This window comes from Thermomonas paludicola, assembly GCF_024498955.1.
In the GTDB taxonomy this organism is placed as follows: Bacteria; Pseudomonadota; Gammaproteobacteria; order Xanthomonadales; family Xanthomonadaceae; genus Thermomonas; species Thermomonas paludicola.
Genome location: NZ_CP093311.1, coordinates 901,118 through 915,089, shown reverse-complemented (window position 1 = coordinate 915,089; position 13,972 = coordinate 901,118). Strand labels below are relative to the sequence as shown.

11 protein-coding genes are annotated in these 13,972 nt (G+C 67.8%); 7 read left to right on the top strand and 4 right to left on the bottom strand.

The window, feature by feature from the left end; translation table 11 throughout:
* Nucleotides 1–3 precede the first annotated feature (3 nt).
* The 6 genes from LIW09_RS04350 (at nt 4) to LIW09_RS04325 (ending at nt 6,205) form a co-directional block, all read left to right on the top strand.
* On the top strand, nt 4–2,376 hold the full coding sequence (locus LIW09_RS04350) for a heavy metal translocating P-type ATPase (protein WP_256646740.1): 2,373 nt from the start codon (nt 4–6) through the stop codon (nt 2,374–2,376).
* Nucleotides 2,373–2,570 carry a cbb3-type cytochrome oxidase assembly protein CcoS gene (gene ccoS, locus LIW09_RS04345; protein WP_256646739.1) on the top strand — a complete coding sequence of 66 codons (198 nt, stop codon included), beginning with the start codon at nt 2,373–2,375 and terminating at the stop codon, nt 2,568–2,570. Before LIW09_RS04350 ends, ccoS begins: the two co-directional genes overlap by 4 nt.
* Nucleotides 2,560–3,282 carry a sulfite exporter TauE/SafE family protein gene (locus tag LIW09_RS04340; protein ID WP_256646738.1) on the top strand — a complete coding sequence of 241 codons (723 nt, stop codon included), beginning with the start codon at nt 2,560–2,562 and terminating at the stop codon, nt 3,280–3,282. The genes ccoS and LIW09_RS04340 overlap by 11 nt, the downstream gene beginning before the upstream one ends.
* Nucleotides 3,283–3,432: 150 nt before the next feature.
* Complete coding sequence (locus tag LIW09_RS04335) at nt 3,433–4,149, top strand: sensor histidine kinase (RefSeq protein ID WP_256646737.1); 717 nt, start codon at nt 3,433–3,435, stop codon at nt 4,147–4,149.
* Nucleotides 4,146–4,802 (top strand): response regulator transcription factor, encoded by a 657-nt coding sequence (locus LIW09_RS04330; protein ID WP_256646736.1) that lies wholly within the window; start codon nt 4,146–4,148, stop codon nt 4,800–4,802. The genes LIW09_RS04335 and LIW09_RS04330 overlap by 4 nt, the downstream gene beginning before the upstream one ends.
* Before the next feature lie 95 nt (nt 4,803–4,897).
* Nucleotides 4,898–6,205: a GGDEF domain-containing response regulator gene (locus LIW09_RS04325; protein WP_256646735.1), complete on the top strand. Its 1,308-nt coding sequence runs from the start codon at nt 4,898–4,900 to the stop codon at nt 6,203–6,205.
* Nucleotide 6,206: 1 nt separating this feature from the next.
* Here the strand turns inward: LIW09_RS04325 and asnB are convergent, their stop codons facing one another.
* On the bottom strand, nt 6,207–7,910 hold the full coding sequence (gene asnB / locus LIW09_RS04320) for an asparagine synthase B (RefSeq protein WP_256646734.1): 1,704 nt from the start codon (nt 7,908–7,910) through the stop codon (nt 6,207–6,209).
* Between the two features lie 261 nt (nt 7,911–8,171).
* Between asnB and LIW09_RS04315 the strand changes: the two genes are divergently transcribed.
* Nucleotides 8,172–10,535 (top strand): penicillin acylase family protein, encoded by a 2,364-nt coding sequence (locus LIW09_RS04315; RefSeq protein ID WP_256646733.1) that lies wholly within the window; start codon nt 8,172–8,174, stop codon nt 10,533–10,535.
* 19 nt (nt 10,536–10,554) lie between these two features.
* Here LIW09_RS04315 and dapE read toward each other — a convergent pair whose 3' ends face one another.
* From dapE to LIW09_RS04300, 3 genes are read right to left on the bottom strand one after another with little or no spacing between them, the layout of a single operon-like run.
* On the bottom strand, nt 10,555–11,685 hold the full coding sequence (dapE, locus tag LIW09_RS04310; protein WP_256646732.1) for a succinyl-diaminopimelate desuccinylase: 1,131 nt from the start codon (nt 11,683–11,685) through the stop codon (nt 10,555–10,557).
* Complete coding sequence (locus tag LIW09_RS04305; RefSeq protein ID WP_256646731.1) at nt 11,682–12,044, bottom strand: Spx/MgsR family RNA polymerase-binding regulatory protein; 363 nt, start codon at nt 12,042–12,044, stop codon at nt 11,682–11,684. The genes dapE and LIW09_RS04305 overlap by 4 nt, the downstream gene beginning before the upstream one ends.
* A 1-nt stretch (nt 12,045) precedes the next feature.
* Nucleotides 12,046–13,935 (bottom strand): CocE/NonD family hydrolase, encoded by a 1,890-nt coding sequence (locus LIW09_RS04300; RefSeq protein ID WP_256646730.1) that lies wholly within the window; start codon nt 13,933–13,935, stop codon nt 12,046–12,048.
* Between the last annotated feature and the right edge of the window lie 37 nt (nt 13,936–13,972).

Here is a 13,972-nt window from a genome sequence, read left to right as displayed (position 1 = left end):
CCCGTGAACGCAAGCGCAGGGACCTGCCACCACTGCGGCGACGTGCTGCCGCAGGCGCCAGTGCGCGCCAGCATCGACGGCAACGACCACGCCTTCTGTTGCGACGGCTGCGCGGCAGCGTCGCGCTGGATCCAGGATGCCCATCTGCAGGATTACTACCGCTTGCGCAGCGTGCCGGCCGGCCGGGTGGATGCCGATGCGCCGGCGTTGGCGGCCTGGGATCGCGAAGAGCTGCTGGCCGGCCACGCGCGCGACGTCGAGGGTGGCCGCGAAATCACCGTCCTCACCGACGGCATGCGCTGCGCCGCCTGCGCCTGGCTGATCGACCGCGCCCTGGCGCACGAGGACGGCGTGCTGGACTCCAGCGCCAATGCCATCACCGGGCGCATCCGCATCGCCTGGGATCCGCGTCAAGCAACGTTGTCGACCCTGCTGGCGCGGTTGGCGGCACTCGGCTATCGGCCCTATCTGGCGACCGGTGAAGCGCGCGAACGCGCGCGCCGCAGCGAACGCAACCGCGACCTGCTGCGCATCGGGCTGGCCGGCATCGGCGCGATGCAGGCGATGATGTTCGCCGAGGCGCTGTACCTTGATATCCGCGGACAAATGCCACTGCCCACCCGCGACTTCTTCCGCTGGATCACCTTCATGGTGGCCACGCCGGTGGTGTTCTGGGCCGGCTGGCCGTTCCTGCTCGGCGCATGGAACGAGCTGCGCGGCCGGCGCCTGGGGATGGATGTGCTGATCGCCGGCTCCACCCTGCTGGCGTGGGGCGCCAGCACCGTCGAGACCGTGCGCGGCGGCGTCCATGTCTGGTACGACGCCGCGGTGATGTTCGTGTTCCTGCTGCTGGTGGCCCGCCAATTGGAGCAACGCGCGCGCGGGATTGCCAGCGCGCAGGTGGATGCGCTGGCGCGGGCGCGGCCGGCGTTCGTCACCCGCGAACTGGCCGATGGCAACCGCGAGTCGGTGCCGGTGGAGGCGCTGGCGGTGGATGACATCGTGCGGGTGGCGGTGGGTGAGCCGGTGCCGGCCGACGGCGTGCTGCTGGATGCAAGCGCGCACTTCGAAGAATCCCTGCTGACCGGCGAATCGGCCGCAGTCGGCAAGCACGCGGGCGACGCCGTGTTTGCCGGCACGGCCTGCCGCGAACATGCCGCAAGAATCCACGTCACCCGCGTCGGCACCGGCACCCGCTTGGCCGAACTGGCGCGGCTTGTGGAGCAAGCGCAGGCGCACCGCCCCGCGCTTGCGCGCGGCACCGAACGCATCGCCGGTTGGTTCGTCGCCAGCCTGCTGCTGGCGGCCACCGTGGTGTATGCGTGGTGGCGCGTGCACGACCCGGCGCATGCGTTCGAAGTGGTGCTGGCCTTGCTGGTGATCAGCTGCCCGTGCGCCCTGTCGCTGGCGGTGCCCGCCGCGCTGGCGGCCGCGCATGGCGCCTTGGCGAAGATCGGCGTGCTGGCAGTGCGGCCGGATGCACTGGAGCGGCTGGCGCGTACCAGCGATGTGGTGTTCGACAAAACCGGCACCCTCGGCGATGGCAAGCCGCATCTGCAACGCGTGGATGCCTGCGTTGGCATCGATGCCGATGCGGCCCTGCGCATTGCTGCCGCGCTGGAACGCGACAGCAGTCACCCGCTGGCGGCGGCATTCGCCAACGTGGCCCATGTGCCGCCAGCCAGCGACGTGCGCGCGGTGGCAGGCCAGGGCGTGGAAGGGCTGGTCGAGGGGCGCTACTGGCGGATCGGCAGTGCGCCGTTCGCCATCGCCGACAGCGACGACGGTGCGGTCTGGCTGGGCAACGATGGCGGCGGGCGCGCGCGCTTCGCGTTCGCCGAGCGCGAACGTCCCGACGCCGCGAAGGCCGTCGCACGCCTGCGCGAACAGGGACTGGCCCTGCACCTGGCCAGCGGCGACGCCAGCGCGCCGGTGCAGCGCCTGGCACAGGCAATGGGGATTGCCGATGCCCATGCCCGGCAATCGCCGGAAAACAAGCTGGCGCTGGTTCGTGGCCTGCAAGAGGCGGGCAAGGTCGTGGCGATGGTCGGCGATGGCCTCAACGACGCCCCGGTGCTGGCCGGCGCCGACGTTTCGCTGGCCATCGGCGACGGCGCGGCATTGGCACAACGCGCCGCCGATTTCGTGCTGTCGGGCAGTTCGCTGGGCAACGTGCCGGCGGCCATCGAGATCGCAAGGCGCACCCGCCGCATCATTCGCCAGAACCTGGCGTGGGCGATCGGCTACAACCTGCTGGCCTTGCCGCTGGCGGCCGCGGGCATGGTCACGCCGTGGCTGGCCGCCCTGGGCATGGCCCTGTCCTCGCTGGCGGTCACCGCCAACGCCCTGCGCCTGACTCGGGTTCCCTCGCGATGAATATCCTGCTGTTCCTGATCCCGATCAGCCTGGTGATGATTGGCGCGGCGGCACTGCTGTTTGCCTGGGCGGTGAAGCACGGCCAGTTCGAAGACCTGGACACGCCGGCGCTGGACATCCTGCGCGATGACGACGCCCCGTTGCGCGAGCGACCCACGCCCACGCCGCCGACCGAGCCAGACGATGCCGGTTGACGTCCTGGTACTGGGTGCGGCGTTGCTGACCGGCGTGCTGGGCGGCGCGCACTGCGTCGCCATGTGCGGCGGCATCGCCACCGGGTTTTCGGTCGGCTCACGCGGCTGGTGGGCGGCGATGCAGCCCAATCTTGGCCGCGTCGGCGGCTACATGCTGGCCGGCGCCATCGTCGGCGGGCTTGGCGGCAGCCTGCTTGGGCTGGCACGCGCGCCGTGGCTGGGAATTGCGATGCGCGCGGCCGTCGGCATGGTGTTGATCCTCGCCGGCCTGCGCATGCTGGACGGGAAAAACCGGCTGCCGCGCTTTTTCGGCGGCCCCGGCACCCGGCTCTGGCTGGCACTGCGTCCATTGCAGCGCCGCCTGCTGCCGGCAGACACCGCGGCCAAACGCATCGCGCTGGGGATGTTGTGGGGTTGGATGCCGTGCGGCCTGAGCAGCACCCTGCTGGCCGCAGCGTGGTTGAGCGCAAGCGCCCTGCACGGCGCGTTGACCATGGCGGCGTTCGGGCTGGGCACGCTACCGGTGATGGTGTCGCTGACCTGGGCTGGCGCGCGCATCGGGCAGCGCCTGCAGCGCGGGGCATTCCGCCGGGTTTCCGGCCTGCTGGTGGTGGGCTCTGGCCTGCTCACGCTGGCCGCGCCGTGGCTGATGCAGATGCCGGCCATGCACGGCATTCTCGCGGCATTGGGCTGCCGCAGCCTGCCGGGATGAGTGGGCACCCGCATTCGCGAGCGTTCCGCCGCTGCGCAAGCGTACCCCGTGGCGTGTCCTACAATCGGCCACACCAGCCACCGGGAACGCAAACATGGCCCAGCACGACACGTTGCGCATGCGCCCACGCCATGCCAGCGGGCACGGCGCATGACCCGCCTGCTCCGCTTCTGGCGGGGCCGCCTGCCACTCGTGCCTGACACCGGCACGGGCCCCGGGCTTGCCGAATTGCAGCGCCGCCTGGACATCGTGCAGGCGGTGGAACAAGAGCGACGGCGGATCTACGACGACCTGCACGATGACGTCGGCAGCCGCCTGCTCTCCCTGCTGTATCGCGTTCCCGCGCCCGAGCAGCAGCTGGTCCGTGAAATCCTGCAGGACCTGCGCGCCATCCTGGCCCGCGAACGCGGGGTGGAGGGCAGCCTGCTGGAGGTGCTGGCCCAGCTGCGCGACGAAACCGAGCAGCGCCTGCAGACCCGCACGATCGAACTGGACTGGCAGCAGGCACCCGACCTGCCCGACCCACCGCTGGATCTTGCACAGGGCATGCACCTGTTCCGCATCGGCCGCGAGGCGGTCACCAACGCGATGCGCCACGCCAACCCGGCGCTGCTGCGGGTGGTGGTCGGGCGCGTCGGCTGCGAACTTGTCTTCGAAGTCACCGACGACGGCTGTTTCAACGCGGCGCGGATCGGCGACGGCCGCGGCACCCGCAGCATGCGTTCGCGCGCCGATGAGTTGCATGGAAACATCCAGTGGCAACAAGGCACGCTGGGCGGCACCAAGGTGCAATTGCGCTTTCCGCTGCCACCCCCCGCTGCCACGGGATGCCCAACGGATGCGGCCAACGGGATCATCAGGCGATGACCCTCATGCCCACCCACGCGCTGTTGCTGGAAGACCTTCCCGAAGTCGCGGCATGGTTGGGCAATCTGCTGCGCGAACGCTTCCTCGGCATCGAGGTCACCTGCGCGAACCGCCTGGCCGAGGCCCGGCGGCTCCTGGACAGCGGCCTGCAGCCGCAGCTGGCGCTGCTCGACCTTGGCCTGCCCGACGGCGACGGCACCAGCCTGATTCGCCCGCTGGCGCAGCGCTGTCCCGGCTGCATCATCGTGGTCAGCACCTTGTTCGGCGACGACGCGCACGTATTCCCCGCGCTGCGCGCAGGCGCGCATGGCTATCTACTGAAGGACCAGCCCGAGGAGCGCCTGACCGCCGCACTGGACGGGATCCTGCGCGGCGAACCGCCGCTGTCGCCATCCATCGCCCAGCGCCTGCTGCGCGCATTCCAGCCGGATGCGCGGGACGATGCGCCGGGCGTGGAAATCCTGACGACCCGTGAGCGGGAAGTGCTGGTGCTGGTCAGCAAGGGCTGTCGCCTGCCGGAGCTGGTCGAAAAGCTGCAGATCAGCCGGCACACCGTGTCCGACCACCTGAAGAACATCTACCGCAAGCTCAATGTCAACAGCCGTGCGGAAGCCGCCCTGGAGGCGGCGCGGCTGGGGCTGGTACACCCCTGATGGCACGCCCGGCCTGCAAACCGGTGGCGATTCCGTGTTAAATAGTCGATAGCGCCGACCTGCGGCGTCTGCCCGCAACCTTTCGGACCCTGTCGATGTCGGCAAGACCTGTCGCGGCCTACCCTGCGCCCGCAACGCCTGCCCTGCCCCAGCGCATCCTGCTGGTGGAGAACTCACGCGCATACACATCGATGCTGCGTGAAGCCATCTCGCAGCGGATGGAACTGCCGGTCAGCGTGGCCTCGACGCTGGCGGAAGCAGCCAATCTGCTGGACCATCAAGACGACTGGTTCCTTGTCCTCACCGGCATGGTGCTGGCTGACGGCGACCGCGACCAGATCCTCGATTTCTTCACCGCCCGCAAGCTGCCCACCATCGTGGTCAGCGGCGTGTACGACGAAGAACTGCGCAAGCGCGCACTGCAGCAGCAGATCATCGATTACGTGCTGAAGAGCACGCCGGACAGCATCGACTACCTCGTGTGGCTGGTGCAGCGGCTGGAGCGCAACCGCCGCATCAGTGCGCTGGTGGTGGACGACTCGCCGTCGTCGCGTTCCTATATCGGCTCGCTGCTGGAATCGCAGGGCTTCCGCGTGAGCGCGGTGGCCGACGGCAGTTCGGCCTTGCGCCTGGTGGAAGGCGACCAGAGCATCCGCCTGGTCATCGTCGATCAGGAAATGCCGACCATGGACGGCATCGAGCTGACCCGCCGGCTGCGCCAACTGCGCGCGCGCGACCGGATGGCGGTGATCGGCGTGTCCGGCAGCACCGATGCTTCTTTGATTCCCCGCTTCCTCAAGAGCGGCGCCAACGACTTCCTGCACAAACCCTTTTCGCGCGAAGAGTTCTTCTGCCGTGTCTCGCAGAACGTCGAACAGCTGGAACTGATCGGCACCCTGCAAGACCTCGCCACCCGCGACTTCCTCACCGGCCTGCCCAACCGCCGCAGCTTTCTGGAACAGAGCGAAAAATTCCTCAACGGCAATTCCGGCAACATGGCCGTCACCGTGGTCATGGTTGACATCGACCATTTCAAGCACATCAACGACAGCTTTGGCCACGAAGCCGGCGACCAGGCATTGCGCGCGATGGCCCACGTGCTGCAGGCCCATACGCGACCGGGCGATTGCAGCGGGCGCTTCGGCGGTGAAGAGTTCTGCATGGTGCTGGATGATGCCGACCCCGCCAGCAGCCTGCGGCATCTTGAACAGCTGCGGCAGGCGGTGGAAGCACTGGAGATCGACATCGACGGCAGGCCGCTGCGCATGACCATCAGCATCGGCGCCAGCCGGCGCTCGCCGGAGTTCCCGAACCTGCACAAGCTGCTGGGCGAAGCCGATCGCCACCTGTATCTGGCCAAGGCCGGTGGCCGCAACCAGATCCGGGGACTGGAAGCGGGCTGATTCAGACCGCCGCCACTGCCTGTGCGTGCACGCCGGTCACGGCGCGGCCGGACGGGTCGGCCATGCCGGCGAAGCTGGCATCCCAGGCGATGGCTGCGGGCGAAGAACAGGCGATGGACTTGCCGCCTGGCACCGTTTCCGCGGCCGCGGCCGTGGGATAAAAACGCTCGAAGATCACGCGATAGAAATACGCTTCCTTGGTCTGTGGCGGATTGAACGGGAAGCGCCTGCCGGCGGCAGCCAGCTCGCGATCCGACACCTGCGCGTCGGCATGGGCCTTCAGCCCGTCGATCCAGCCATAACCCACGCCATCGCTGAACTGCTCTTTCTGCCGCCACAGGATTTCCTGCGGCAAGTAGCCTTCGAACGCATCGCGCAACAGCGCCTTCTCGATGCGCCCGGACGCCTTGTCGATCATCTTGCATGCGGCATCCATCCGCATCGCGACATCCATGAACTCGCGGTCCAGGAACGGCACGCGCGGCTCCACCCCCCAGGCCATCATCGACTTGTTGGCGCGCAGGCAATCGTAGTTGTAGAGCGCATCGATCTTGCGCACCAGTTCCTGGTGGAACTCGCGCGCGTTGGGCGCCTTGTGGAAGTACAGATACCCGCCGAAAATCTCGTCACTGCCTTCGCCGGACAGCACCATTTTCACCCCCATCGCCTTGATCCGCCGCGCCAGCAGGAACATCGGCGTCGATGCGCGGATGCTGGTGACGTCATAGGTCTCGATATGCCGGATGACTTCCGGCAACGCGTCCAGCCCCTCTTCGAAGGTGTATTCAAAGCCGTGATGCACGGTGCCCAGCGACCTGGCAGCGACATCCGCCGCAGCCAGGTCGGGCGAGCCCTTCAGCCCGATGGCGAAGCTGTGCAGGCGCGGCCACCACGCTTCGGTCGCATCGCCGTCCTCGACGCGATGGCGCGCATAGCGCGCAGCCACCGCTGCCACCAGCGAGGAATCCAACCCACCCGACAGCAGCACGCCATAAGGCACGTCGGTCATCAGTTGGCGATGCACGGCGGCTTCAAACGCCTCGCGGAGTTCGTCCAGCGGCACGGCCACACCGGCCACGGCGTCGTACTCCCGCCACGGACGCTGGTAGTACCTGTGCAACTGACCGCTGCCCGTGTCATACCAATGGCCCGCCGGGAACTGCGCCACGTCCGCGCAGTCGTCCACCAGCGCTTTCATCTCCGAGGCCACGCGCAGCCGGCCTTCCCGGTCATGCCCCCAATACAGCGGAACCACGCCGATCGGATCACGGGCAATGATCGCGCGGCCGGCGGCCTTGTCCCACAGCGCGAAGGCAAAGATGCCGTTCAGCCGATTGAGGAACGACGCCGGCCCGCTGCCATCGGCTTCGCCTTCGCGATACAGCGCGTTGATGACCTCGCAGTCCGATTCGGTCTGGAAGGCATAGGGCAGTCGCAGTGCCGCCTTCAACTCGCGATGGTTGTAGATCTCGCCGTTGACCGCCAGCACAAGTCCGCCGTCATCGGACAACAGCGGCTGCGAACCCCCGGCCGGATCGACGATGGCCAAGCGTTCATGCACCAGGATCGCGCCGGCATCCAGATACACGCCACTCCAGTCGGGGCCGCGGTGGCGCAGGCGCTGCGAGCGTTCCAGCGACTCGCGTCGCAGTGCCTGGATGTCATCGCCTGACTGCAGGCCGAAAATGCCGTAGATGGAGCACATGGGAAATTCCTGGGGTCGAGTGGGAATCGAAGGAAAAAAAAACCCGCATCCTGCGATGCGGGTCTTGTCGTTCAGCCGTGTTGCCTTGGCTATGCGCGGGCCCGCAGCCGCGCACGCGGATTCGTGCCGCGATTGCTGCGGTTGAGCGAATTGCGGTTGGCGAAGGTCTGGCGCATGCGAAGATCCTGCACCAGGGGCTTGCCAACTTGCAAGCAACGATTTCTCATGTAACGAAATCACCATCCGGCGGAGTGAAGCACGATGCGCAAATGGCTACGGCGCGGGGTGGCCGCCTTGCTGGTGTCGATCACGGTCTGCGCGCTGCTTGCGCTGTGGCTGTTGCGCGGCAGCCTGCCGCTGCTGGATGGCCGCCAGGCGCTGCCCGGCCTGTCGGCGCAAGTCAGCGTCAGCCGAGATGCCAACGGCACCGTCACCATCGACGCCGCCAACGAACGCGATGCCATGCGCGCGCTGGGGTACGTGCATGCGCAGGAACGCTTTTTCGAAATGGACCTGATGCGGCGCAGTGCCGCCGGCGAGCTTTCCGCGTTATTCGGCGACATCGCACTGGACGTGGACAAACAGCATCGCCTGCATCGCTTGCGGGCCCGGGCCAGCCGCGACCTTGACCGGATCGCGGGCAGCAAGCACGCACAGCTGCAAGCCTATGCGGAGGGCGTCAATGCCGGGCTTGCGGCGCTGCGCGTGCGCCCTTGGGCCTATCTGCTGCTGCGCCAGCAGCCGCAGCCGTGGCGCATGGAAGACACGCCGCTGGCCGCCTTTGCGATGTATTTCGACCTGCAAGGCGGCGACAACAAAAGCGAACTGGCGCTGTGGCGGATGCGTCCGCACATGCCGCCTGCGCTGTACGCCCTGCTGGCCCATGACGGCACGCGCTGGGACGCAGCGCTGCAGGGCGAACCACGCGGCGACGCCGTTTTGCCTGGCCCGGGTGAGGTGGATCTGCGCCGCCTTCCGCAGTCTTCGCTGGCAATCGCCAGCGCGGAATCCAACGGCACGCCCGGCAGCAACAACTTCGCGGTGGCCGGCAACCTGACCGTCGATGGCCGTGCCATCGTCGCCGACGACATGCACCTGAGCCTGCGCGCGCCCGACCTCTGGTTCCGCGCGCGCTTGCGCTACCCCGACCCTGCCGCCGCCGGTGGCCACGTGGACGTGCAGGGCTTCACCCTGCCCGGCCTGCCGGCCGTGGTGGTGGGCAGCAACGGTCACGTGGCCTGGGGGTTCACCAACAGCTACGTGGACAGCATGGACTGGAAGCTGGAAACGCCGTGCGGCCCGGGCGCGCCGGCGGGCTGCGCCCGCGTGCAACACCATGCCGAACGCATCGACATTGCACGCGGAAATCCGATCACGCTGGACGTGCAGGAAACCGCGTGGGGGCCCATCGTCCAGCATCAGGCCGATGGCCGCGTGCTGTCGCTGCGCTGGGTTGCCCACCAACCTGGCGCCGTCAACCTGGGGCTGGCGCAATTCGCCACCGCCGCCCATCTGGATGACGCGCTGCGCATCGCGCAGGGCATCGCGATGCCCACCCAGAATCTGCTGATCGTGGATGCCCGGGGCCATATCGCCTGGCGCCTGCTGGGCCCCCTGCCGCAGCGCGCGCAAACCTGCACGCATGCAGCCAGCGTGGAGGACGATCGCGACGAACCCTGCCCGCCGTGGCCGGTGTCCGGCAAGGACAATCCGCTGCTGCGCTCCCCGCAGGTGGATCGCCTGTGGACCGCCAACAATCGCGTGGTGGATGGCGACACGCTGCAGCGCGTGGGCGATGGCGGCTACGTGCTTGGCGCTCGCGCGGCGCAGATCCGCGATGCCCTGCAGGGCAAGCAGCGCGTCGGTGAACGCGACCTGCTGGCGATCCAGCTGGATGATCGCGCGCTGCTGTTGACCCCCTGGCATGGCCTGCTGGAAGAACGCGCGAAGGCTGCACGCACCCCAGCGCTGCAGGCACTGGCCAACGCCGCCGCGCATTGGGAAGCCCGAGCAGCCATCGGGTCGGTGTCTTACCGCATCGTGCGCGAATGGCGCCTGGCGGTGCATGCGCGCATCGCCGAGGGACTCACCGCACCGGCACGCGCCGCGCTGGGCAAGGCCTTCGTCATGCCCGACCTGCCGCAGCTGGAGGGCGTTGCCTGGCCACTGCTGACCCAGCGTCCACTGCATCTGCTGCCGCCGCGATATACAAGCTGGGACGCCCTGCTGGAAGATGCGGCCGTCGAGGTGCGCGGCAAGCTCGAAACGCTCGGCCCGCTGGCACAGCGCACATGGGGTGAACGCAACACCGCCGCCATCTGTCATCCGCTGGCAAGCGCCATTCCACTACTGGGGAAACGCTGGCTGTGCATGCCGGCGCAGCCGTTGGCTGGCGACGGCAACATGCCGCGCGTGGTCGGCCCGGCGTTTGGCGCATCGGAGCGGATGGTGGTGTCGCCCGGACACGAGGCCGACGGCATCATCCACATGCCGGGCGGGCAGAGCGGGCACCCGCTGTCGCCATTCTGGGGCGCAGGCCATGCGGCATGGGTGGACGGCCAGCCCACGCCGTTCCTTCCCGGGAAAACCCGCCACACGCTGGTACTGGCGCCGACGGCGCGCTGACCCCATCGGCGAAACCGGTTCAGGCGGTGAGCAGGCGCTGCAGCAGCCGGTCATACAGCTGCGGCAGCGCTTCAAGATCCGCGACGCGCACGTGTTCATCCACCTTGTGGATACTGGCGTTGACCGGGCCAACTTCAATGCACTGCGCGCCCAGCGGCGCGATGAAGCGTGCATCCGAGGTGCCGCCGCCGGTGCTTTCCTCAGGGGCCATCCCGGCAACTCCGGCGAGCACCGCGCGCGCCGCTGCACGCAGCGGGCCTTCAGGCGTATGGAATGGCTCGCCGCCGCGATGCCAGTGGATCGCGAAATCCAGACCATGATCGCGCAGCACCGCCTCGCATTCCGCTTCCAGTTGCGCGGCGTTCCAATGCGGGTTGTAGCGCAGGTTGAACAGCGCCTGCAGTTCGCCGGGGATGACGTTGTTGGCGCCGGTGCCGGCGTGGAGGTTGCTGATCTGCAGACTGGTGGGCGGAAAGCTCTCGTAGCCCTGGTCCCATTTCCGCGCCACGAGCTGCGCCAGCGCCGGCATCGCCTGATGGATGGGATTGCGCGCCTTGTCCGGATACGCCACATGCCCCTGGATGCCGCGCACGGTGAGCGTGGCCGACAGCGTGCCGCGCCGTCCCACGCGCAACAGGTCGCCCAGCACGGTCTTCGATGACGGCTCGCCGGTGATGCACCAGTCGATCTGCTGGCCGCGCCGGCGGAACGCGTCGGCCACCTTGCGCACGCCGTCGATGGCGTCGCCCTCTTCATCCGAGGTCAGCAGCAGCGCCACCGTGCCGGGATGATCCGGATGCGCGGCGACGAAGCGTTCCAGCGCGACCACGAACGCGGCCACGCTGCCCTTCATGTCGGCCGCGCCGCGCCCGTACAGCACGCCATCGCGCACTTCAGGCGTGAACGGATCGCTGGCCCAGGCCTCACGCGGACCGGGCGGCACCACGTCGGTATGCCCCAGCAGCGCCAGCACCGGACCGCCGCTGCCGTGGGTGGCCCAGAGGTTGTCCACTTCGCCGAAACGCAGGTGTTCGATGGTGAAGCCCGCTGTGCGCAAGCGCTCGGCGATCAACTGCTGGCAGCCGGCATCGTCCGGCGTGATCGATGGGCGCGCGATGAGCGCGCGGGCCAACTGCAGCACATCGCTCATGGATTGATACCGAAGCGCGCCTTGAAACCGTTATCGGTGAATCCCTGCGACACCGCGCCATCGTCGGTGACCACCAGCGGACGCCGGATCAGCTGCGGGTATTCCCGCAGCAGCAGCTTCCATTCCGCATCACTGCCCGGCGTTTTGCGAGGCGCGGGAAGTTGCCGCCACGTGGTGGACGATTTGTTGATCATCGCCTCCCATCCGCCCAGTGCGGTCTTCCACCCCAGCAGCGTTTCGGGCGACGGGCGCTGGTCGCGATAGTCGATGAAGGCGTGCTCCACCCCGAAGCGCTTGAGCCAGTTGCGCGCCTTCCTGCAGGTGTCGCAGTTGTCCAATCCGTACAGTGTTGCAGTCATGTCAGTGCTTCACGATCGGCAGCTCGATATAGCTGGCCGCGTCTGCCGAATGATGCACGGCATTGTCTGCCACCACCGCGTCGGTCTCGGTTTCGTTGGCGCCGCCGGTGTTGAGGTTGCGCGCAAACTTGGGGAAATCCGAGCTGGTGACTTCGATGCGGATGCGGTGGCCCTTGCCGAACTGGATCGAAGTGGTCATCGGCGTGGGTTTCAGCGTATACACCTGCCCCGGCTGCATCAGCTCCGGCTTGAGATAGCTGTTGCGATAGCGCGCGCGCAGCATCGTGTCGGCGATGATCCACGCCGTGCCGTCGGGCGCCACATCGACCAGCTTGACTGCAAAATCGGTGTCACGCGCACTGGACGACACCTTCAGCACCGCATCCACGAACCCGCTGACTTCCAGCGGTGCATCCAGCGGCGCGCTGGTATAGACCAACACGTCGTGGCGCGCTTCGATCTGGCGCTGGTCGAATGCGCCCGCCGTCACCAGCCCACCGTTGCAGCAATCGCCGCCGCCAATGGTCTGCACCGGGTTGGCGGGGTCGTAGCGGAAACGATCGGTCGGCTCGGCGCCGCTCGGCGCGTCGAACGACAGCTGGCCATCGCCATACATCGAATTGGCATTGCCTCCTGAGCGCAGGTACATGCGCACCGGCTGCGCGGCCTTCGGCGGCCACTGCGTGTCCGACTGCCAACGGTTCATGCCCATGGTGAAATAGCGCACATGCGGCGTGGTCGCGGGAAATGCCGCCGGCGTGTTCTTCATCCAGCGATCGAAGAACGCCCAGATCTGCGCATCGACCGGAAAGCTGGCATCGCCCATCTCGCGCTCGCCGACCTTGTAGTCCTTGCCCAGCCGCAGGTACTGGCAATGCGGGTTCGGCCCGATCACGGCGAACTGGTTGGCACTGGCTTCGGGGTCGGAATTCACCGCCCGCGCATGATTGAACAGCGCCATGTTGGGACCGATGGACACGTCGTACCAGCTGTTGAACCACAGCGCCGGAACGCCCCAACCCATCGAGTCGTCATACAGGCCGCCGGTCTTCCATGCCGGATCGCCGGGACCGCGCGCGATCTGCGTTTCGAAGGTGCCGGCCGGCTCGCCCAGCGAAGACAGCAGGCCTGCGTAGGGCAGGTGGTAGATATGTTTCTTCCAATCCACATCGGGCTTCTTCGCGTCAAGGTCGTTGTACTGCGCGACGCGCGCGCGCATCGGCCCGGCCAGATCCTGCGGCAGCTGCGCGCGCAGGGGGTTGTCAACGCCGTACATCCACACTGCAAACAGCGTGCGCGGCACGCCGCCGGTGTAGAAATTTCCCTGTTCCCAGAATGGCCCGACCTTGCCGATGCCCGCGCCCGCCGACATCGGCACCATCGCCGCGTGCGCCGGGTGGTTCATCGCAGCCAACGCCAGTTGCCATTCCGCCGAGGACGAACACCCCAGCGTGCCCACCTTGCCGTTCGACCATGGCTGTTTCGCGATCCAGCTCAGCGTGTCGTAACCGTCAGTCTGCGGATAGCCGAGGATTTCGTACTTGCCCTGGCTGAAGTAGCGGCCGCGCTCGTTCTGCACGATGAAGGCATAGCCGTTGCGCACCGCTTCCAGCGCGTAGCGGGCGGAGCTGCCGCGCAACACGTGCTCGTTGTACGGCGTCTTCCACAGGATCGTGGGCAGCGGGCCGGCGGCGCCCTTCGGCCGCCAGATATTGGTGGACAGGCCGACGCCGTCGCGCATCGGCACCAGCAGCGCGGTGTCGGCAACGGCGATCGACGCCAGTTCCGAACGCAATCCTTCCTCGCTGTAGCGCGACAGGTCCTGCGCGGAGTTGGCCGATGCGGCAGCCAGCGCGGCGACCAGCAGAGTGGCGAGCAACGACGTCTTCATGGCGCAACTCCTCGATGGAAACCAGTGCTGTGTCGCA